General features: G+C 63.2%; 11 protein-coding genes and 3 tRNA genes. 8 read left to right on the forward strand and 6 right to left on the reverse strand.

Features of this window, described 5'->3' with window-relative positions:
* The first annotated feature begins 21 nt into the window (after nt 1-21).
* Complete coding sequence (gene thiO, locus ACP691_RS01140; protein WP_426152630.1) at nt 22-1,110, forward strand: glycine oxidase ThiO; 1,089 nt, start codon at nt 22-24, stop codon at nt 1,108-1,110.
* Nucleotides 1,111-1,233: 123 nt separating this feature from the next.
* On the opposite strand, the gene ACP691_RS01145 is transcribed toward thiO, so the two are convergent.
* The 4 genes from ACP691_RS01145 to ACP691_RS01160 form a co-directional block, all read right to left on the reverse strand.
* Nucleotides 1,234-2,571, reverse strand: coding sequence for a sigma-54-dependent transcriptional regulator (locus ACP691_RS01145; protein WP_426152632.1), 1,338 nt, complete (start codon nt 2,569-2,571; stop codon nt 1,234-1,236).
* Between the two features lie 3 nt (nt 2,572-2,574).
* Nucleotides 2,575-4,179: a sensor histidine kinase gene (locus tag ACP691_RS01150; protein WP_426152634.1), complete on the reverse strand. Its 1,605-nt coding sequence runs from the start codon at nt 4,177-4,179 to the stop codon at nt 2,575-2,577.
* On the reverse strand, nt 4,169-4,399 hold the full coding sequence (locus ACP691_RS01155) for a PP0621 family protein (RefSeq protein WP_426152636.1): 231 nt from the start codon (nt 4,397-4,399) through the stop codon (nt 4,169-4,171). Before ACP691_RS01155 ends, ACP691_RS01150 begins: the two co-directional genes overlap by 11 nt.
* A 149-nt stretch (nt 4,400-4,548) precedes the next feature.
* Nucleotides 4,549-5,574 (reverse strand): outer membrane protein assembly factor BamD, encoded by a 1,026-nt coding sequence (locus tag ACP691_RS01160; protein WP_426152638.1) that lies wholly within the window; start codon nt 5,572-5,574, stop codon nt 4,549-4,551.
* Nucleotides 5,575-5,732: 158 nt separating this feature from the next.
* Here ACP691_RS01160 and rluD point away from each other — a divergent pair, with 158 nt between their 5' ends.
* The 6 genes from rluD to ACP691_RS01190 all read left to right on the forward strand — a co-directional run bounded on the left by rluD (nt 5,733) and on the right by ACP691_RS01190 (nt 10,622).
* Nucleotides 5,733-6,695 carry a 23S rRNA pseudouridine(1911/1915/1917) synthase RluD gene (gene rluD / locus ACP691_RS01165; RefSeq protein WP_426152640.1) on the forward strand — a complete coding sequence of 321 codons (963 nt, stop codon included), beginning with the start codon at nt 5,733-5,735 and terminating at the stop codon, nt 6,693-6,695.
* The gene (pgeF, locus tag ACP691_RS01170; protein ID WP_426152642.1) at nt 6,692-7,441 is read left to right on the forward strand and encodes a peptidoglycan editing factor PgeF; all 750 of its coding nucleotides are present in this window, start codon (nt 6,692-6,694) and stop codon (nt 7,439-7,441) included. Before rluD ends, pgeF begins: the two co-directional genes overlap by 4 nt.
* A 106-nt stretch (nt 7,442-7,547) precedes the next feature.
* Nucleotides 7,548-10,112, forward strand: coding sequence for an ATP-dependent chaperone ClpB (gene clpB, locus ACP691_RS01175; protein ID WP_426152644.1), 2,565 nt, complete (start codon nt 7,548-7,550; stop codon nt 10,110-10,112).
* A gap of 272 nt (nt 10,113-10,384) precedes the next feature.
* Nucleotides 10,385-10,460, forward strand: a tRNA-Asn gene (locus ACP691_RS01180).
* 4 nt (nt 10,461-10,464) lie between these two features.
* Nucleotides 10,465-10,541 (forward strand) — tRNA-Pro (locus tag ACP691_RS01185).
* A gap of 5 nt (nt 10,542-10,546) precedes the next feature.
* A tRNA-Lys gene (locus ACP691_RS01190) sits at nt 10,547-10,622 on the forward strand.
* Between the two features lie 103 nt (nt 10,623-10,725).
* Here the strand turns inward: ACP691_RS01190 and ACP691_RS01195 are convergent.
* On the reverse strand, nt 10,726-11,484 hold the full coding sequence (locus tag ACP691_RS01195) for a sulfite exporter TauE/SafE family protein (protein WP_426152646.1): 759 nt from the start codon (nt 11,482-11,484) through the stop codon (nt 10,726-10,728).
* Nucleotides 11,485-11,650: 166 nt separating this feature from the next.
* Between ACP691_RS01195 and ACP691_RS01200 the strand changes: the two genes are divergently transcribed.
* Entirely contained in the window at nt 11,651-13,375 is a 1,725-nt protein-coding gene (locus ACP691_RS01200) for an AMP-binding protein (protein WP_426152648.1), read from the forward strand.
* Between the two features lie 141 nt (nt 13,376-13,516).
* Here ACP691_RS01200 and ACP691_RS01205 read toward each other — a convergent pair whose 3' ends face one another.
* Complete coding sequence (locus ACP691_RS01205) at nt 13,517-19,138, reverse strand: putative Ig domain-containing protein (RefSeq protein WP_426198491.1); 5,622 nt, start codon at nt 19,136-19,138, stop codon at nt 13,517-13,519.
* Nucleotides 19,139-19,463 lie beyond the last annotated feature (325 nt).

Here is a 19,463-nt window from a genome sequence, read left to right on the forward strand (position 1 = left end):
CGTCAGGCGTTCTCAATATCTATGAATACCGAACAACATGTCGTCATCGTGGGGGCAGGCGTCATCGGCCTGCTTACCGCCTTCAACTTGGCCAAGGCCGGAGCCAGAATCACTATCCTGGACCGGCAATCGGCTGGGACGGAAGCCTCCTGGGCAGGGGGTGGCATCGTTTCGCCTTTGTACCCCTGGCGCTATAGCCCGGCGGTCACTGCGCTGGCCCATTGGTCCCAGGATTTCTATCCACAGCTGGCGGATGAGCTGTTCGGGCGCACGGGGTTGGACCCTGAGGTCCATGTTACCGGGCTGTATTGGCTGGACCTGGACGACGAAGCCCAGGCCTTGGCTTGGGCACGGCAGCAGGGACGACCCTTGAGCCAGGTGTCTGTAGCTGAGGTACGTAGCAAGGTGCCGCCCTTGGGGCCGGGCTTTTCCAGCGCAATTTTCATGGCGGGTGTGGCCAACGTGCGCAACCCGCGCCTGGTCCAGGCCTTGCGCGCTGCTCTGGAGCGCCTGTCCAACGTGACCCTGCGCGAACAGTGTGCGGTCCGCGGGTTCGTCCAGAAGCAGGGGCGTATCGCCGGGGTGATCACCGAGGCGGGGGAGCTGTCGGCCGATCAGGTCGTGCTGACCGCTGGGGCCTGGAGCGGCGAGCTGCTCGCCACCTTGGGTATCGACTTGCCCGTCGCTCCGGTGAAAGGGCAGATGATCCTGTTCAAGTGCGCTGAGGATTTCCTTCCAGCCATGGTACTTGCACGTACCCGTTATGCCATCCCCCGTCGGGATGGCCATGTCCTGGTGGGTAGTACCCTGGAGCACGCGGGCTTCGATAAAACCCCGACTGAGCAGGCTCTGGCCAGCCTGCGGGCTTCGGCGGTGGACTTGTTGCCCGCGCTGGCAGAGGCCGAAACCGTGGGGCACTGGGCCGGCCTGCGCCCCGGCTCGCCCGAGGGTATTCCCTTCATCGGCCCGGTGGCTGCGTATCCAGGCTTGTGGCTCAACTGCGGGCACTACCGCAACGGCCTGGTCCTGGCGCCAGCCTCCTGCCAATTGCTGGCGGACCTTATGCTGGGCCGTTCACCCCTCGTCGATCCCGCACCCTATGCGCCCTAATGCCTGGTATGGCGTAGATACCGGACCAATCTCCGTAGCAGCCGCGCCGGGCCACGCTGGCTTGCGCGACAGGCTTCAGGTCGGGTTATGGCCTGTCGCGGCCAAGGCCGGCTGCTACGGCGGTTATTCCAACCCTAGCTTCTTCAACCGATAGCGCATGGAGCGGAAGCTCATGTTCAGGCGCTGGGCGGCGGCGGTGCGATTCCAACGGGTTTCCTCCAGTGCCTGAAGGATCAGGGTACGCTCGATGTTCTCCAGGTAGTCTTCCAAGTTATCCACCTCGGCCAGGCTGTGCTCGCTGACATCGCGACTTGGAGCGGCTTGCTGCAAGCGCAGGTCGGCGGCCTCGATCAGGTCGTTTTCACACAGGGTATAGGCGCGCTCCAGCATGTTCTCAAGTTCCCGCACGTTGCCGGGGAAATGGTACTGGCGCAGCGTGGCCTGGGCGCATGGGGCGAGCCTGGCTGGGGGCAGGCCGCTGGCAGCGGCCAGTCGCTTGAGCACCGCCTGGGCGATGGCCTCGATGTCATCCCGGCGCTCGCGCAAAGGAGGCACACGCAACTCGATGACATTGAGGCGATAGTAGAGGTCTTGGCGGAAGCGGCCGGCCTGTACTTCCTGGGCAAGGTCCTTGTGGGTCGCGCACAGTACGCGTACATCCACCGACACCTCGGCATGGCTGCCTACCGCCCGGATGGCCTTTTCCTGGATGGCCCGCAGTAGCTTCACCTGCATGGCCAGGGGCAGGTCGGCTACCTCGTCGAGGAAGAGGGTGCCTCCTTCGGCCGCCTGGAACAGCCCGGGTTTGTCTTCCACCGCGCCGCTGAAGCTGCCTTTGCGGTGGCCGAAGAATTCGCTTTCCATCAGTTCGGTGGGGATGGCCCCGCAGTTCACCGGCAGGAAAGGCCGGTCGGCGCGCGGGCCTTGCTCATGGATCTGCCGAGCCACCAGCTCCTTGCCGGTGCCGGACTCGCCGCTGATATACACCGGCGCCTGGCTACGGGCCAGACGGGCGATCTGCTTGCGTAGCGCCTGCATGGGCGCGGACTCACCAATCAGGCGATCGTCCGGGGCGCCTTGCGAGGAACCTCCCCCCAGGCGCAGGGCCGTCCCTACCAGCTCGCGCAGGCGCGGCAGGTCCACCGGCTTGGTCAGGAAGTCGAAAGCACCTGCCTTCAGGGCATTGATGGCGGTTTCCACATTGCCGTAGGCGGTGATCATGGCCACCGGCACTTGCGGGTGACGTTGCTGGATATGCTGCACAAGATCCAGGCCCGTACCGTCGGGCAGGCGCATGTCGGTCAGGCACAGGTCGAAGGCTTCCCGGGTCAGCCATTCCCGCGCCTCTTTGAGGTTACGGGCGCCGTGGGTATCCAGTTTCATGCGGCCCAGGGTGATTTCCAGGAGCTCGCGGATGTCCGGCTCGTCATCGACGATAAGAATCTTCTGCCGTGGCGTCATGGGTCAGGCCTGTCTACGAGCATGGGCGAAGGTGATGCGCATGCAACTGCCGCCCTGCACCCCTGGACGATAATCCAGGTGGGCCCGGTTGCCTTCGCACAGCTCTCTTGAAATATACAGCCCCAGCCCCGTCCCCTTGGTTTCCGTGGTGAAGAAGGGCTCGAAGATATGCTGGAGCTTCTCCGGCGCGATGCCAGGGCCATCGTCGACCACATCCAGCACCGGCAGGGCGGTGAGGGGGTCTAGCTTGAGTTTAAGCCATACCTGGGCTTGGGTATGGTTCAGGCCACTATAGCGCAAGCCGTTCTGTACCAGGTTGGTCACTACCTGGGTCAGGTGATGAGGGTCCATGCGGGTCTCGATAGGCCGTTCGGCGTGCCCGTCGGCGATTTCCACGTGCAGGCGTTGTTCGGCCGGGGCTGTGGCCATGAATTCTTCGGCGAAGGCTCGCAGCCACTGAGCCAGGTCCAGCATTTCCGGCTCCGCCGGGCGGCGTCGGGAAAGTTGCAGCACGTTCTCGATCACCAGGTTCATGCGCTTGGATTGATCCAGAATGATCTGCACCAGGCGCCTGTCCGGGTCGTTGAGGTCTTCGGACTCCTGCAGCAACTGCCCGGCGTGGCTGATCGCGCCCAGGGGGTTGCGCACCTCGTGGGCGATGCCCGCGGTGAGGCGCCCCAGCGCCGCCAGCTTGAGCTGCTGGGCCTGCTGGGCAATCTGGGAAAGGTCTTCCAGAAAGACCAACGTCTGCTGGCCGGCGCCACGGCTCAAGGCGATGAAGCTGACCTGCACCGGTGGGCCATCGGCCTTGAGCTTGATGCTCTTCACGCGCAAGGTCGGGTTCACCCGCCACTGCAGCAAGCGCTCGATCAGGTCGGGGGCGTGCAGGCTGATCAGTTGCCCGGCCAGGGTGACCTGGCCGAAAAGGGCAAGGGCACCCTGGTTGGCCAGCTGTACCCGATGCTGGGCATCGAGCACGAGAATACCGGTACGCATCCGCTGGAGGATGAGCGCATTGAGCTCTTCCAGGTTGTTGACATCGCTGGCCCTTTGCTCAGCCAGGATTTCACTGGTACGCAGCAGGTGGCTCAGGCCCTGCACGATCAGCGCCACGGCGAAGCAGAGTACGCCCAGCGAGCCGGCCTGTACGTAGTCATTGGCGGCGGCCGCGCGGGTGAAGCTCAGGTAGAAGGTCAGGTAGATAATGCCGATGGACGCCAGGGCCGCGATCAATAACCCCAGGCGGCCACGCAACAACAGGTTGCTCATGGCCACGGAGGCGATCATCAGGTTGCCGATGCCGCTGGCGGTGCCCCCGCCGGCATAGAACAGACCAGACAGCAGAAATACGTCTGCCGCCGAAAGGCTGAAGAGCTTGGCGGGCCGCTGCGCGCTGCCGAAACTCAGGGTCACCAACAGGTTGAAGATCAGGTACAGCCAGCTACCCAGGCGAAACAGTTGCCCATCCGCCAGTTCCAGCAGCCGGTTGTCCATGTCGCTGGAAATCAGCAGCACCAGGCTGATGCCGATCACTAGGCGATACAGGTGGTACAGGCGCAGCATCCGCCGCGCCTGAGCCTGCCCGGCACGGCTGGTTTCAGCGGTCACGCGGGGCGGGCCCTTGCTCCAGGTGAGCGCGGCTGCAATAGCGCAAGCTGCCGTCCGCCAAGGCGCGGTCGCTGGGCAAGTGCACGCCGCAATGGGCGCAACGCACCATCGGCAGCTCCACCTGGGCCGTTTGCGACGGACGCGCTTTCGAGGACTTGAAAGTGCGCCACAGCCAGACGGCAAGAAAGATAATGGCGATCCAGAAGAGCAGGCGAATCATGATGACGAGGCTTCTGCGAAAGGAAGGGACGCAGTGTAGCCAAGGGGAGGTAGGCAGGGCCAGCGTGACGGGAGGCGGGTTTGGCAGGCGCCAGCGGCGCTGGCGCCTGCCCTCTTGAGCCGAGCCGGGCATCGCCCGGCTCGGAACCATTAGTCGAAGAGACCGAAGGTCAGGCGACTGAACCAGGAACGGTGCGGCTTGGGCGCATCGGCCGCGGCGGTTGGCTCGTCGGCGCTGCCACCCTCATCGGCCGGCAGCAGCTCACGCGGGATGTTGTCCTTGGCGTCCTGGTACTGCTTGGTCAGTTCCTGATTGGCGCGGCTCTCGCTGGGCGGTGGCGGCGTATCGTTGCCGTCGATCAGGCCCAGGGTCGCCTTGGACAGCCAGGAGCGGTTGTCGGCTTCTTCCTTGAGCGGCACGAACTGGCCGTCCTTGAGGCTCGGGTGGTCCGGGTAGTTGTACTTGAGCGTTTCCAGGCTGGTTTGCGCCAGGTCATCCAGGCGCAGGTGCTGGTAGGCCTCGGTCATCACCGCCAGGCCATCGCCGACGGCCGGGGTTTCCTGGAAGTTCTCCACCACGTAGCGCCCGCGGTTGGCCGCGGCCACGTAGGCCTGGCGAGTGATGTAGTAGTGCGCCACATGGATTTCATAGGCGGCCAGCAGGTTGCGCAGGTAGATCATGCGCTGCTTGGCGTCCGGGGCGTAGCGGCTGTTGGGGTAGCGACTGGTGAGCTGGGCGAATTCGTTATAGGAATCGCGCGCCGCGCCCGGGTCGCGCTTGGTCATGTCCAGGGGCAGGAAGCGGGCGACGATGCCGCGGTCCTGATCGAAGGAAGTCAGGCCCTTGAGGTAGTAGGCGTAGTCCACGTTCGGGTGTTGCGGGTGCAGGCGAATGAAGCGCTCGGCGGCGGACTTGGCGGCCTCCGGCTCGGCATTCTTGTAGTTGGCGTAGATCAGTTCCAGCTGGGCCTGGTCCGCGTAGCGGCCGAACGGATAACGGGATTCCAGCGCCTTGAGCTTGGCCGTCGCGCTGGTGTAGCTGTGGTTGTCCAGGTCGGTCTGCGCCTGCTGGTACAGCTCGACTTCGCTCAGGTTCTCGTCGACCACTTCCTTGTTCGAAGAACAGGCGGCGGTAAGGCCGACGATGGCGATCAGCAGCAGGTGTTTCACTTGCATGGCGGCTTGCGTCCCTTAACGGCCGCTGTCTTGGGCGCGGCCGTCCTGTTATGATGAGCGTCCCGTGAACCTCCGGGACGAAAGACGCCGTATTTAACCACAAGCGCGCAGCCGAAACCAAAGGCTGTGCGGTCGCGCTGTTTCCTGTGTAGCCAAGCATGCCTGAGATCATCCGGCTGACCGCCGAAGTCACCTCCGACCTGGGAGGCCAGCGCCTCGACCAGGTCGCCGCCCAACTGTTCGCGGAGTTTTCCCGCTCGCGCCTGTCCGCCTGGATCAAGGAAGGCCGCCTGACCGTCGACGGGGCCGTGCTGCGGCCGCGAGACGTGGTCCATGGCGGTGCCGTCCTGGCCCTGGAAGCCGAGCAGGAAGCCCAGGGCGAATGGGTCGCCCAGGCCATCGAGCTGGATATCGTCTACGAAGACGAGCAGATCCTGGTGATCAACAAGCCCGCCGGGCTGGTGGTCCACCCCGCCGCCGGGCACGCCGACGGCACGTTGCTCAATGCGCTGCTGCACCACGTGCCGGACATCGTCAACGTACCACGGGCCGGCATCGTCCACCGCCTGGACAAGGACACCACCGGCCTGATGGTGGTGGCCAAGACGCTGCAGGCGCAGACCCACCTGGTCGCTCAGTTGCAGAAGCGCAGCGTCAGCCGCATCTATGAATGCGTGGTGGTGGGCGTCGTGACCGCGGGCGGCAAGATCAACGCGCCCATCGGCCGTCACGGTACCCAGCGCCAGCGCATGGGCGTGATGGACAACGGCAAGCCGGCGGTGAGCCATTATCGCGTGCTGGACCGCTATCGCTCCCATACCCATGTGCGAGTGAAGCTGGAAACGGGTCGCACCCACCAGATTCGCGTGCACATGGCCCACGTGGGTTTTCCCTTGGTAGGGGACCCTGTCTACGGCGGCCGCTTCCGTATTCCGCCGGCCGCTAGCCCCAGCCTGGTGGAGGCTCTCAAGACGTTCCCGCGCCAGGCCTTGCACGCCCGCTTCCTCGAGCTGGATCACCCGGTGACCGGTGAACGCATGGGCTGGGAGTCCCCGCTGCCCGATGATTTCGTCTGGCTTACTTCCCTGCTCAAGCAGGACCGCGAGGCCTTCGTCGGATGACCGACCTGGCCGGCAGCCTGCTTCTGCCGGACTGGCCGGCGCCCGCCCAGGTCCGTGCCTGCGTCACCACGCGGGCCGGTGGGGTCAGCCAAGGGGTCTATGCCCAGCTCAACCTGGGCGATCATGTTGGAGATAACCTCGCCGCGGTTACGGAGAACCGTCGTCGCTTGAGTGAGCTGTGTGGTGTTCGCCCAGCCTGGCTGCGCCAGGTGCATGGGGTGAACGTGGTGGAGGCGCACCCGGGCGAGCAGCCTGAAGCCGATGCCAGTTGGTCGGCCACGCCAGGCGTGGCGTGCACGGTGATGACCGCCGATTGTCTTCCCGCGCTCTTCACCGATCGGGCCGGCACCCGGGTTGCCGCCGCGCATGCCGGCTGGCGCGGATTGGCCAACGGCGTGCTCGAAGCCACGGTCGCCAGCCTTGAGGTTCCCGCGCAAGAGATCCTGGTCTGGCTGGGCCCCGCCATCGGGCCGGCCGCCTTCGAAGTGGGCGAAGAAGTGCGCGATGCCTTCACTGCTCACCATCCCGCAGCGCACTCGGCCTTCAGGCCTGGGGCCAACCCCGGCAAGTTGATGGCGGACATCTATGCCCTGGCGCGCCTGCGTCTGGCGGCCGTTGGCGTACAGGCAGTCTATGGCGGCGGCCTGTGCACCGTCGATGACGAGCGCTGGTTCTCCTATCGGCGTGCCTCCTGCACTGGCCGCTTCGCCTCCCTGGTTTGGCTGGAGCCAACCCCTTCTGCTTGAATCTTGAACAATCGCCCCTATCTAAGCGGTATCTCGGGCAGGTTGTCTCGTCATCTATACGGAGCCGGTTATCGCTCCGGCCTGCCTCTCAAAGGAAGGTATATCCATGCGTATAGACCGTTTGACCAGCAAGCTGCAGTTGGCGCTGTCGGACTCCCAGTCCCTGGCCGTCGGGCTGGACCATCCCGCCATCGAGCCGGCTCACCTGTTGCAGGCACTGATCGACCAGCAGGGCGGCTCCATCAAGCCGCTGTTGATGCAGGTGGGCTTCGATGTGGCCAGCCTGCGCAAAGAGCTGACCAAGGAGCTGGACCGGCTCCCGAAGATCCAGAACCCCACGGGTGACGTGAACATGTCGCCAGACATGGCGCGCCTCTTGAATCAGGCCGATCGCCTCGCCCAGCAGAAGGGTGACCAGTTCATTTCCAGCGAACTGGTGCTGCTGGCCGCGATGGATGAAAACACCAAGGTCGGCAAGCTGCTATTGGCCCAAGGCGTCAGCAAGAAGGCGCTAGAGAATGCCATCAACAACCTGCGCGGTGGCGAGGCGGTCAATGACCCGAACGCCGAGGAGTCGCGCAAGGCCCTGGAAAAGTACACCGTCGACCTGACCCGCCGCGCCGAGGAAGGCAAGCTGGACCCGGTGATCGGCCGTGACGACGAAATCCGCCGCACGGTGCAGGTCCTGCAGCGGCGCACCAAGAACAACCCGGTGCTGATCGGCGAGCCCGGCGTGGGTAAGACCGCCATCGCCGAGGGGCTGGCCCAGCGCATCATCAATGGCGAAGTGCCCGATGGGCTCAAGGGCAAGCGGCTGTTGTCCCTGGACATGGGCTCGCTGATCGCCGGCGCGAAGTTCCGCGGAGAGTTCGAGGAGCGGCTCAAGGCTGTGCTCAATGAACTGAGCAAGCAGGAAGGGCAGGTGATCCTGTTCATCGATGAGCTGCATACCATGGTCGGCGCCGGCAAGGGCGAGGGATCCATGGATGCGGGCAACATGCTCAAGCCGGCCCTGGCCCGGGGCGAGCTGCACTGCGTCGGCGCCACTACGCTGAACGAGTACCGCCAGTACATCGAGAAGGACGCGGCGCTGGAGCGGCGTTTCCAGAAAGTATTGGTCGATGAGCCCAGCGAGGAAGACACCATTGCCATCCTGCGCGGCCTCAAGGAGCGTTATGAGGTTCACCACAAGGTAGCCATCACCGATGGCGCGATCATCGCCGCGGCCAAGCTGAGCCATCGCTACATCACAGACCGTCAGTTGCCCGACAAGGCCATTGACCTGATCGATGAAGCGGCCAGCCGCATCCGCATGGAGATCGACTCCAAGCCCGAGCAGCTCGACCGTCTGGAGCGTCGCCTGATCCAGCTCAAGGTGGAATCCCAGGCGTTGAAGAAAGAGGAAGACGAGGCTGCCCGCAAGCGCCTGGAAAAGCTCACCGAAGACATCGCTCGGCTGGAGCGTGAATACGCGGACCTCGAAGAAGTGTGGGTTTCGGAAAAGGCCGAGGTGCAAGGCTCCGCGCAGATCCAGCAGAAAATCGAACAGTCTCGCCAGGAACTGGAAGCCGCGCGTCGTCGGGGCGATCTCAGCCGCATGGCCGAGCTGCAGTACGGAGTGATTCCGGACCTGGAGCGCAGCCTGCAGATGGTCGACCAGCACGGCAAGCCGGAAAACCAGCTGCTGCGCAGCAAGGTCACCGAGGAAGAGATCGCCGAGGTGGTGTCCAAGTGGACCGGCATCCCCGTGGCCAAGATGCTCGAGGGCGAACGCGAGAAGCTGCTGAAGATGGAAAGCCTTTTGCACCAGCGCGTGATCGGCCAGGACGAAGCCGTGGTGGCCGTGGCCAACGCGGTGCGTCGCTCGCGCGCGGGCCTGGCGGACCCGAATCGCCCCAGTGGCTCGTTCATGTTCCTAGGCCCCACCGGCGTGGGCAAGACCGAACTGTGCAAGGCCTTGGCGGAGTTTCTCTTCGACACCGAAGAAGCCATGGTGCGAATCGACATGTCCGAGTTCATGGAGAAACACTCCGTGGCTCGCCTGATCGGGGCGCCGCCCGGATACGTCGGTTACGAGGAGGGCGGCTACCTGACCGAAGCGGTACGTCGCAAGCCGTATTCCGTCGTGCTGCTCGATGAAGTGGAAAAGGCGCATCCGGATGTATTCAACATCTTGCTGCAGGTGCTGGAAGACGGCCGCCTGACCGACAGCCATGGCCGTACCGTGGACTTCCGCAACACCGTGGTGGTGATGACGTCCAACCTGGGCTCGGCGCGTATCCAGGAGCTGGTGGGGGATCGCGAGGCCCAGCGGGCTGCGGTGATGGATGCGCTCGGTTCGCACTTCCGCCCGGAATTCATCAACCGTGTGGACGAAGTGGTGATCTTCGAGCCTCTTGGGCGTGAACAGATCGCCGGCATTACGCAGATCCAGCTGGGCCGGCTGCGTAGCCGTCTGGCGGAGCGGGATCTGACCCTGGAGCTGAGCGCCGAGGCCCTGGACAAGCTGATCGCCGTGGGCTACGACCCGGTGTATGGCGCGCGGCCGCTCAAACGCGCCATTCAGCGCTGGATCGAGAATCCGCTGGCGCAGCTGATTCTCAGCGGGGCCTTCCTGCCCGGCAGCTCGATCCAGGCCAAGGTCAGCGGTGAGGAAATCGTTTTCGCCTGATTGCACGCCGGTGGGTACAAAGGCTTGCACCCACCGGCGATGTTATATATCATGCGCCCCGCTTGAGTCGCCCATGGGGGAACCGGTTTCTACCGGTGGTAGAAAGGAGTTGGAAATCAGCACCTTACTGCTAAAACAGGGGTTGACAAGGCAAAACGAAGGTGTAGAATGGCGCGCCTCAGACAAGCGAACGTAATAAGCGAGACGCTAGCTGGGATGAAGGCCAAGCCCTTCAGTAGTAATGATGTAAAGGTAAGACCGTTGTATGTAGTTCCGCGATAGCTCAGTCGGTAGAGCAAATGACTGTTAATCATTGGGTCCCTGGTTCGAGTCCAGGTCGCGGAGCCAACTTCGGGGTGTAGCGCAGTCCGGTAGCGCGCCTGCTTTGGGAGCAGGATGTCAGGAGTTCGAATCCCCTCACCCCGACCATTTTTGGGTCGTTAGCTCAGTTGGTAGAGCAGTTGGCTTTTAACCAATTGGTCGTAGGTTCGAATCCTACACGACCCACCATATAGAAAAAGGCACCCAATAGGGTGCCTTTTTTTTCTAGTTGTTGGAGGCAGCTCAGCTGCCGAATGGCCTGCACATCGGCCACCCCGCCAGCCCCGTGCGCCTACGCCGCTGCGAAATATCGAACCAGCAACATAACCCCCGACGCCAGTACCACCAGGTTGATGACCCGAATGAACTGTTCCCGGGACATCTTCAAGGTGATACGTCTGCCAATGGCGGTACCGGCCAGCATGCCGGGGGCGAGCAGCAGGGCGAGCCATAGCAGGCTGGTGTCCAGGTACACCCCGGCCAGTGCGAAGAGCACGACCCGGGTGAAGGTGCTGAAACCGATGAGCGTGGTTTGCGTCAGCCGGATGGATGTTTTGTCGGCGATGCGCCCGGTCAGATAGATGATGTACACGAACCCACCGCTGCCGAACAACGCGCTGAACACCCCACCGACGGTACCGAAAGGCACCGCCGCGGCGGGGCTGAATTGGTGCTGGGGACGCACTCCGCTCAACGAGTAGAGGGCATAGCCGACCACGAAGACGCCCAGGCCCAGCAACAACACATCAGGGCGTGTGTTCAGGAGAATGGCCGCGCCAATCAGACTGCCGACTACCATCAATGGCAACAGTCGGCGAAGCTCCTGCCAGTTCGCCTTGCGTCCGTCCCGGCCTACGTTGACCGCCGCCGCGCAAAAGTCCAGCAGGGCCAGCAGGGGAACAATCTTTGGAACAGGTACATAGAACGCCAGCACCGGGCTGACCACCAATGCCGTGCCGAAGCCGGCAATGCCGAAGATGACATAGCCTACCGCCAAGGTCGCGAAAATGATCAGGTAAGCCGAGAGGCTCAGCCCCGTGAGGTCGAACATGTCAGTGCTCCATGCGAAAAGAGCGGCCTCGTGGCCGCCTGAAGCCTGACACCTTAAGTCGCCCGGCCGGTTTTTTACATATCCAACCGGCCTTTTTGCGCAAAGCTCCTTTCAGGGCCATCTGCCTATACTCAGCTTAACCACAACAACAAGAACAGGTTCGTTCATGGACGCCCCCACTCGGCTATCGCCACGGCAGGCTTCGGCCGCTGCCTTTCTCGAAGCGCGCGACCTCCTGCTGCGGCACCGCACCGACTACGCAGCCGCTATTCGGGAGTTCCAATGGCCCCGGTTGGATCGTTTCAATTGGGCGCTGGACTATTTCGATGACATGGCCAGGGGCAACACCGCCCCGGCGCTGCTGATCGTCCGCGAAAAAGGCGAGCAGGAGTGTTATTCCTTCGAGCAGATGCGGGCGCGCTCCAACCAGGTGGCCAATTACCTACGTGCCTTGGGCGTAAAGCGCGGCGAACGCCTCTTGCTGATGCTGGGCAACGAGGTGGCCTTGTGGGAGTTGATGCTGGCGGCCGCCAAGCTGGGCGCCGTGGTGGTCCCGGCCACCGCCTTGCTGACCTGCGAAGACCTGGCTGATCGGCTTGAGCGCGGGCGTATACGGCATATCGTGGCGAACCCGGCCAACCTGCACAAGTTCGCCGAACTGGGCCTAGGCTGCACACGTATCGTTGCCGGCGGCAGCGCGCCGGGCTGGGAGCCATTGGCCCAGGCTTATGTGCTGAGCACCGAGTTCACTCCGTCGGGCCAGACCCAAGCCTGCGACCCGCTGCTGCTGTACTTCACCTCCGGCACTACCTCCAAGCCGAAAATGGTGCTGCACAGCCACCAAAGCTACCCGGTAGGCCACTTGTCTACCCTGTACTGGATCGGGCTGCTGCCGGGCGACATGCACCTGAATATCTCCTCGCCCGGCTGGGCCAAGCACGCCTGGAGTTCGTTCTTCGCGCCCTGGAATGCCGGTGCCTGCGTCTTTATCCACAACGTGGAGCGATTCAGCGCCAAGGGCTTGCTGGACGTGTTGCAGGCCTACCCGGTGACCAGCCTTTGCGCGCCGCCGACGGTATGGCGAATGCTGATCCAGGAAGACCTGGCCAAGGTGCGCCCGCGCCTGAGCTTGCGCGAGCTGGTCGGGGCGGGCGAACCCTTGAACCCGGAAATTCTCGAACAGGTGTACGCGGCCTGGGGGCTTTGGCTGCGCGATGGCTTCGGCCAGTCCGAAACCACGGCGATCATCGGCAACACTCCTGGGCAATTGCTCAAGCCGGGATCGATGGGGCGCCCGCTGCCCGGGTACCGCCTGGCCCTGCTCGATGGCGATGGCCGGCCGGCCCAGGAAGGAGAGGTGGCCCTGCCGCTGCAGCCCGCGCCCCTGGGTCTGATGCTGGGCTATGCCGATGACCCTGAGAAAACGGCTCAAGCCATGCGTGATGGCTACTATCGCACGGGCGATACCGCGCAGCATGACGCAGACGGCTATGTGACCTTCGTGGGCCGCGCCGATGACGTATTCAAATCGTCCGACTACCGCATCAGCCCTTTCGAGCTGGAGAGTGCCTTGATCGAACATCCGGCGGTGGTGGAGGTAGCCGTGGTCCCTAGCCCGGACCCGCTGCGGTTGAATGTGCCCAAGGCGTTCTTGATCCTGGCACCCGGTTATGATGGCGATGCCGCCCTGGCCCAGGCCTTGTTCGCCTTCGTGCGAGGTCAGTTGGCGCCTTACAAGCGGGTGCGCCGGATCGAGTTCGTGAGCGAGCTGCCCAAGACCATCTCCGGGAAAATCAGGCGGGTGGAACTGCGCCAGCGGGAGCTGACCCTGGATGCCCAGGGCCGCAGGCCCTTGGCGTTCCATGAGGAGGATTTCGTTCAAGGCTTGTAGAAGCCAACGAAGCTGGCCCTATGCGCTAAAGCCTTCGATGCCAGCAACCTACTGCAATCGGGATCTGCGGTGGGCGCCAGCGGAGCTGGCGAAGCCCCGCAATAGGAGGTCGATCCGCCAGGCTCGCTGTTCCCGTTTTCCTTACGCCGTGAAGTCGCTCTGATGCAGCTCCTTCACCCCGACCAGCTGGATTTCGAACTCGGCGCTGGCATCGGCGTTGACGCTGCCGTACAGGATGCCGTTCTCGAAGCGCAGCTGGCCAGCAGCGTTGGTGCTGTCAAAGGCCTGGGTACCGATGAAGGTGAACTGTTCCTTGGCGTCTGGAGTGGAGGTATCGGCATCCAGTCCGGTCAGGTCGATCTTGTCCCCTTCGGAGGTCTTGAAGCCCAGGATCAGGTCGCGCAGGTCGCCCAGGCCCAGGTCGGACAAAGCCGCGAACTTGTAAGTGTCGGCCCCGGTGCCGCCGGTAAGGGAGTCGGTGCCGGCCCCGCCGATCAGGGTGTCGTCGCCACCGCCACCGACCAATACGTCATTACCGGCGCCGCCATCGAGGACGTTGGCCGTGCTGCTGCCCGTCAGGCTATCGTCGAACTGGCTACCGCTCAGGTTCTCGATGTACTTGAGGGTGTCCAGCCCAGCGCCGCCGGTGTTCTGCTGCGAGCTGGTGTTCAGGGCAACCGTTACGCCGCCCAGGGCATAGGCATAAGAGGCCGTGTCTGTTCCCGCGCGACCGTCGAGCAGGTTATCGCCGCTGCCGGAGAAGAGGATGTTGTCCAGGCCATTGCCGATGGCGTTGGCGGCGCCGTCGGTATTGATCACCATGTTTTCCACATTGTTGGCCAGGGTGTAGCTGGCCAGGCTGCTGTAGATGGTGTCCGTACCGCCGATGGTGCTGTCGCTGTTCTTTTCGACTACGGTGTCGTCGATGTTGTCGACGTAGTAGGTGTCTGAACCGTTGCCCCCGGTCATGCTGTCGGCCCCTTCCTTGCCGTCGAGGACGTTGGCCGCGTCGTTACCGGTAATGAAGTTGCGCAGCGCGTTACCGGTGCCGTCGATGGCCGAGTAGCCGGTCAAGACCAGGTATTCGACATTGGCGCTCAGGGTCCAGCTTACCGAAGCCTCGACCGTGTCGATCTGGGCGGCCGCATCATTGGTTTCGATGACAACATCGTTGGGGTTGTCCACGATGTAGACGTCCTTGCCATCGCCACCATTGAGGGTGTCGGCGCCCAGGTCGCCATCGAGGGTATCGTCATAGGCGCTGCCGACCAGGGTGTCATCCTGGTCCGTCCCGAGGATGTAGCCGCCTTTCTGGCTGGCCACCTCGTCGTACACGTCCTCGGCGGTGCGGTTGTCGGTGGCGTCGCCCTGGTAGCCCAGGTCATCGGCAATGTAGTCCGCCAGGCGCTGGCCCACGATCTCGGCGCTTTCTTCGTGCAGGTGCCAGACATCGTCCGGGTAAGTGACCGGGTCCGCTTCCTCACGCAGGGGCAGGTCGGTGTAGTCCACGGCCAGGTCCACGTCGGCGCGCTCGGCGGCGATGGCTTCCTGCACGGCGCGCACGGCGACTACGCCTTGCTGGATGCTGGCGATCTTCGCTTCGTCGTAGCCACGTACCCGCGCGGCATCGGCGTCGTAGTGGCCGGTCTCCATCATGTAGACCTTGAAGTCTCCCAGCTGCTCATGCAGGTAGTCGAACACCTTGAGCGTCGAGGCCTTGTACAGTTCGGCCTGGGCAGCCGGGTCGGCGGCGCGGGCGATCTCCTGGGCGGCTTCTTCACCCTGGCCCCAGACGATGCCCATGGTCACGTTGTCGATGGCCTTGAGCGACGCCAGCTGCTCCTGCAGCAGCGATACCGCGCGCAGCAGGGCCGGGCCAGGCTGGTCGGTATCGGTCAGCCACCAGGACAGGCGCAATTCTTCCGCGGTGCCGGTAGACAGGCCGCACACCGTGCTGCCCCCGACGGCGACGTCGATGCCGTTGCCATCGGCATCGGTGAATTGGCTGCGAACGTCGTAATCCGTGTATTTGGTCAGGTCGTTGACCATCTCGGTGATGCCGGACTGGTCGTCATCCTCGGTCATGCGCAGCAGGCGGGCGTTGGACTGGCCCAGTGTCGGCAGGAACAGGATGTCCTGCTGGGCACGCTCGGCGAAGACGAAGTCGTCGGCGGTGAGGGTGTCGGCATAGTTGCCCTGCAAGGCGATCTCGAAGCGGTTGCCTTGGTCGTCGGCCTCGGCGGACTTGATGTAGGTCTTGGTGCCGTCGCTGTTGGTGGTGATGTACAGCGTGTGGTTTTCACCGCTGCCGAGGCCGAGGAAGCCCAGGGCGCTGACGTCGATCTTGTCCACGCCAACGGTGAAATCGGTAATGGTGTCCGTTGCCGTGACGCCGCCGGTGTCATAGTCGCGATAGCTGTCGCTCAGCGCGCTGTAGCGGAAGCTGTCGGCGCCGGCGCCGCCGGTGAGCGTGTCGCGGCCTGCGCCGCCGTCCAGCACGTCATGGCCGCCATTGCCCTTGAGCACATCGGCGCCGTCCAGGCCGAGGATAAGGTCGTCGTGCTCGGTGCCCGATAGCGTTTCGCTGGCGTCGGTGCCGGTCAGGGTAACGGGTGGCGCGTTGGCCACGGTCAGGGCGAACACGTCACTGGCCGAGGCGCCGCGTGGGTCGGTGGCGGTTACCAGGAAGTTGTAGGTGCCGGCGGCGAGGTCATCCGGAACGCCGCTAAAGGTCAGGGTGCTCGGGTCGAAGGTCAGCCAGGCAGGCAAGGGCGAGCCATCCTGCAGGGTGGCGGTATAGGTCAGGGCCTCGTTGTCGGCATCGGTGAAGGCGCTGCGCGACAGGGTATAGCTGTAGGGCGTGTTCTCGGTGGCCGTGCTGTCCAGCAACGGGTCGGTCACCACTGGCGCATGGTTTACCGGTGGGGTTTCCGAAGCGAACACGAAGTTGGCGGCAGTGAGCGTATTCAGGTAATTGCCTTGCAGCGCCAGTTCGAAGCGGTTGCCGTTGGCGTCGGCATCGCGGTCCTTGATGTAAGTACGGTTGGTGCTGGCGTTATAGGAGATGTTCAGCGTGCCACCGTAGCCGGTCCCCAGGCCGCTGAAGCCCAGCGCGGAGAGGTCGATTCTGTCTACGCTGACGTCGAAGTCAGTGATTAGGTCCGTAGCGCTGGTGCTGTCGGTGCGGTAGCTGTCCAGCACCGTGGTGTAACGGAACACGTCCGCGCCCGCGCCACCGGTAAGCTTGTCCGCGCCAGAGCCGCCTACCAACAGGTCGTTGCCGCCGCCGGCGTTGATCGTATCGTTGCCGTCGAGGCCGAGGAATTGCTCGATGGCATCGGTACCCGTGAGCGTGTCCTTGCCGGAGGTGCCGTTGTACACGCCATTGTTTTCCGGTACGTCCTGTACCGTGAGGTTGAAGGTGTCGCTGACAGTGCCGCCCTTGCCGTCGTCGGCGGTAACCACCACGTCGAAGCTACCAGCGGAGCTGCTGTCTGGCGTACCGCTGAAGGTACGGGTAGCGGGGTCGAAGGTCAGCCAGCTGGGCAGGGCACTGCCGTCGGCCATCTTGGCCGAATAGCCGAGGGTATCGTTGTCGGCATCGCTGAAGCTGGTTTCAGGCACAACGTAGAAGAAGGGCGTGTTTTCGCTGGCATTTTTATCGGCCAGGGGAAGGGCCACAACGGGCGCATGGTTCACAGGAGTCACCGTACTAAAGACAAAATTCCCGGCGGTCAGGCTGGTGGTGTAGTTGCCGTTCAAGGCGATTTCGAAGCGGTTGCCCGTGGCATCCGGCTCGAGCGATTTGATATAGGTCTTGGTTCCCGCGCTGTTGAGGGTCAGGTATACGGTGCCGTTGCGACCGTCGCCCAGACCAGTGATACCCAGCGCGGAGAGGTCGATCTTGTCGCTGGCCACGTCGAAGTCTGTGATCAGGTCCGTAACCGTGGCGCCACCGGTGTTGTAGTTGCGGTAGCTGTCCAGGCGGCTGGCGTACACGAAGGTATCGGCGCCCGCGCCGCCGGTGAGGGTGTCGGCCCCGGCGCCGCCATTGATCAGGTCATTTCCGCCGCCGCCGTTGAGCGTGTCTTCACCGGCCAGGCCGTTGAGGGTGTCGGTGCCGCTGGTGCCGGTGAGGGTGTCGCTGCCACTGGTGCCGTCCAACACCCGCTGGAACACGAAGTTGCTCGCTGTCAGGGTGTTCGCCAGGTTGCCTTCGAGCACCAGCTCGAAGCGGTTGCCGTTGGCGTCGGCTTCATAGCTCTTGATGTAGGTGCGATTGGTGCTGCTGTTGTATTGCACCAGCAGGGTGCCATTGTTGCCGTCGCCCAGGCCTTTGAAGCCCAGGTCCGCAAGGTCGATCTTGTCGGTGGCCACGTCGAAGTCGGTAATGAGGTCGCTGGACGAGGCACTGGTGGTGCGGTAGCTGTCGGTCAGGGCCGTGAAGCGGAAGGTGTCGGCACCGGCGCCGCCGGTCAGCTTGTCCACCCCGGCGCCACCTATCAGGATGTCGTCGCCTGCTCCTGCATTGATCACATCCTTGCCGGCACCGGCCAGGAACAATTCGTTGCTGGCCGTGCCATTGAGTGTGTCTGCCCCACTGGTGCCTTCGATCGTGTAGGTGGGCAGGGTGCCGCCTACATAGCTGCCGTCGCCGTAGGTCAGGGTGGCGCCCTTGGTGGTGTTGGCAATGTCATTGCCCACGATGACGTTGCGGTCAGTGCCGTCCTCGTCACGCTCGGCCACGCCATAGGTGGAGTTGGCGCCGCCGGTGATGGTGTTGTCGATGATCTGGTTGTCACTGCCGGGGAAGAACTTGCCCGAAACACCGGTGGTATCGTCGTAGCTCTGGATGACCACTTCCGGCATTGGAGCATTGAGCCCATTGTTCGTCAGGGTATTGCCGGTCACGGTCACGCCGGTGCTGCCGTAGATGCGTACGCCTGAGCCGCCGTTATCGTGAATGTCCACCCCGCTGACGCTGACTTCGCTGGAAAGCTTGACCAGCACGCCCTCGGCGCCGTTGCCGTAGACGCTGCCGCCTTCGATGACGATGTCGTGAGGCGAGGGAATGTTCTCACTGCCGCGTTGCACCACGATGCCGTTGCCACCATTGCCATAGGCCACGTTGCCGGTCATGGTGAAGTCGTTCGTACTGGTGACGACGTTGAACCCGTGGCGGTCGTTGTCATAGGCCACGTTGTTCACATACTTGGTGTCGATCATGTAGTCGGCCACGAAGCCGTCCAGGCCGTTGCCGTGGGAGACACAGTTCTCGATCAGCATGTTGATGGTCTGCTCGTGCGGGTCGAAGCCATACCCTGAGCAGTTCATGATTTCCACCCCGCTGAGGGTGACATTGCTGTCGTGGCCGTCCTGGCCCGGAATATAGCCATTGAACCAGCCATCGATCTTGCCGGTGGTATTGTCACGGTTACCGTCGATGGTCAGGTTGCTCAGGCCGAAGTCATGGGTTTCCTCGCCATAGGCCGAGCGGATCACGCCGGTGATCTTGGTATCGCTGCCATCGGCCACCTTGACCGTGGTCTTGCCCGCGCCTTCGCCTTCCATGTACACGTTGCTCTTGAGCATCAGGCAACCATCGGAAGGCTCTTCCCCAGCCGAAACGATGTAGGTGCCGCTAGGCACGAATACAGTGCCGCCGCCTGCGGCAGCCGCGGCGTCGATAGCCGCTTGCATGGCCGCGGTATCGTCCGTGACTCCGTCGCCGACAGCGCCAAAATCCTTTACATTGAAAATCATGAGGTTGCTCCGGTCCTGGGAAGGAATAAGGCGGCGATGCCAAGAAGTCAGCGCCTAGTGCCGAAGTTGTATGACACAGTTCGCAGAAATCGATCCTTCCTTCCATCGACAGGCGTCAATCCATCCACTTAACAAGGTGAATCCGTCATTTTTACGTCGAAAAAGGTGCGTCATGCCCCTGTAAGGGTTTTGTTACGAGGCGTATCGTCAAAAAAACAATAGTTTGCTGATTATTTTTTGGCGTTTTTGACAGAGGTGCGGAGAGGAAAAAAGCTTGGCTGGGAGTGGCTCGAATGAGCGCCAATGCCTGAGGGAGAGCCTTCGC

Origin of the sequence: Pseudomonas sp. DC3200b2, assembly GCF_049895785.1 — a bacterium.
Classification (GTDB): Bacteria; Pseudomonadota; Gammaproteobacteria; order Pseudomonadales; family Pseudomonadaceae; genus Aquipseudomonas; species Aquipseudomonas massiliensis.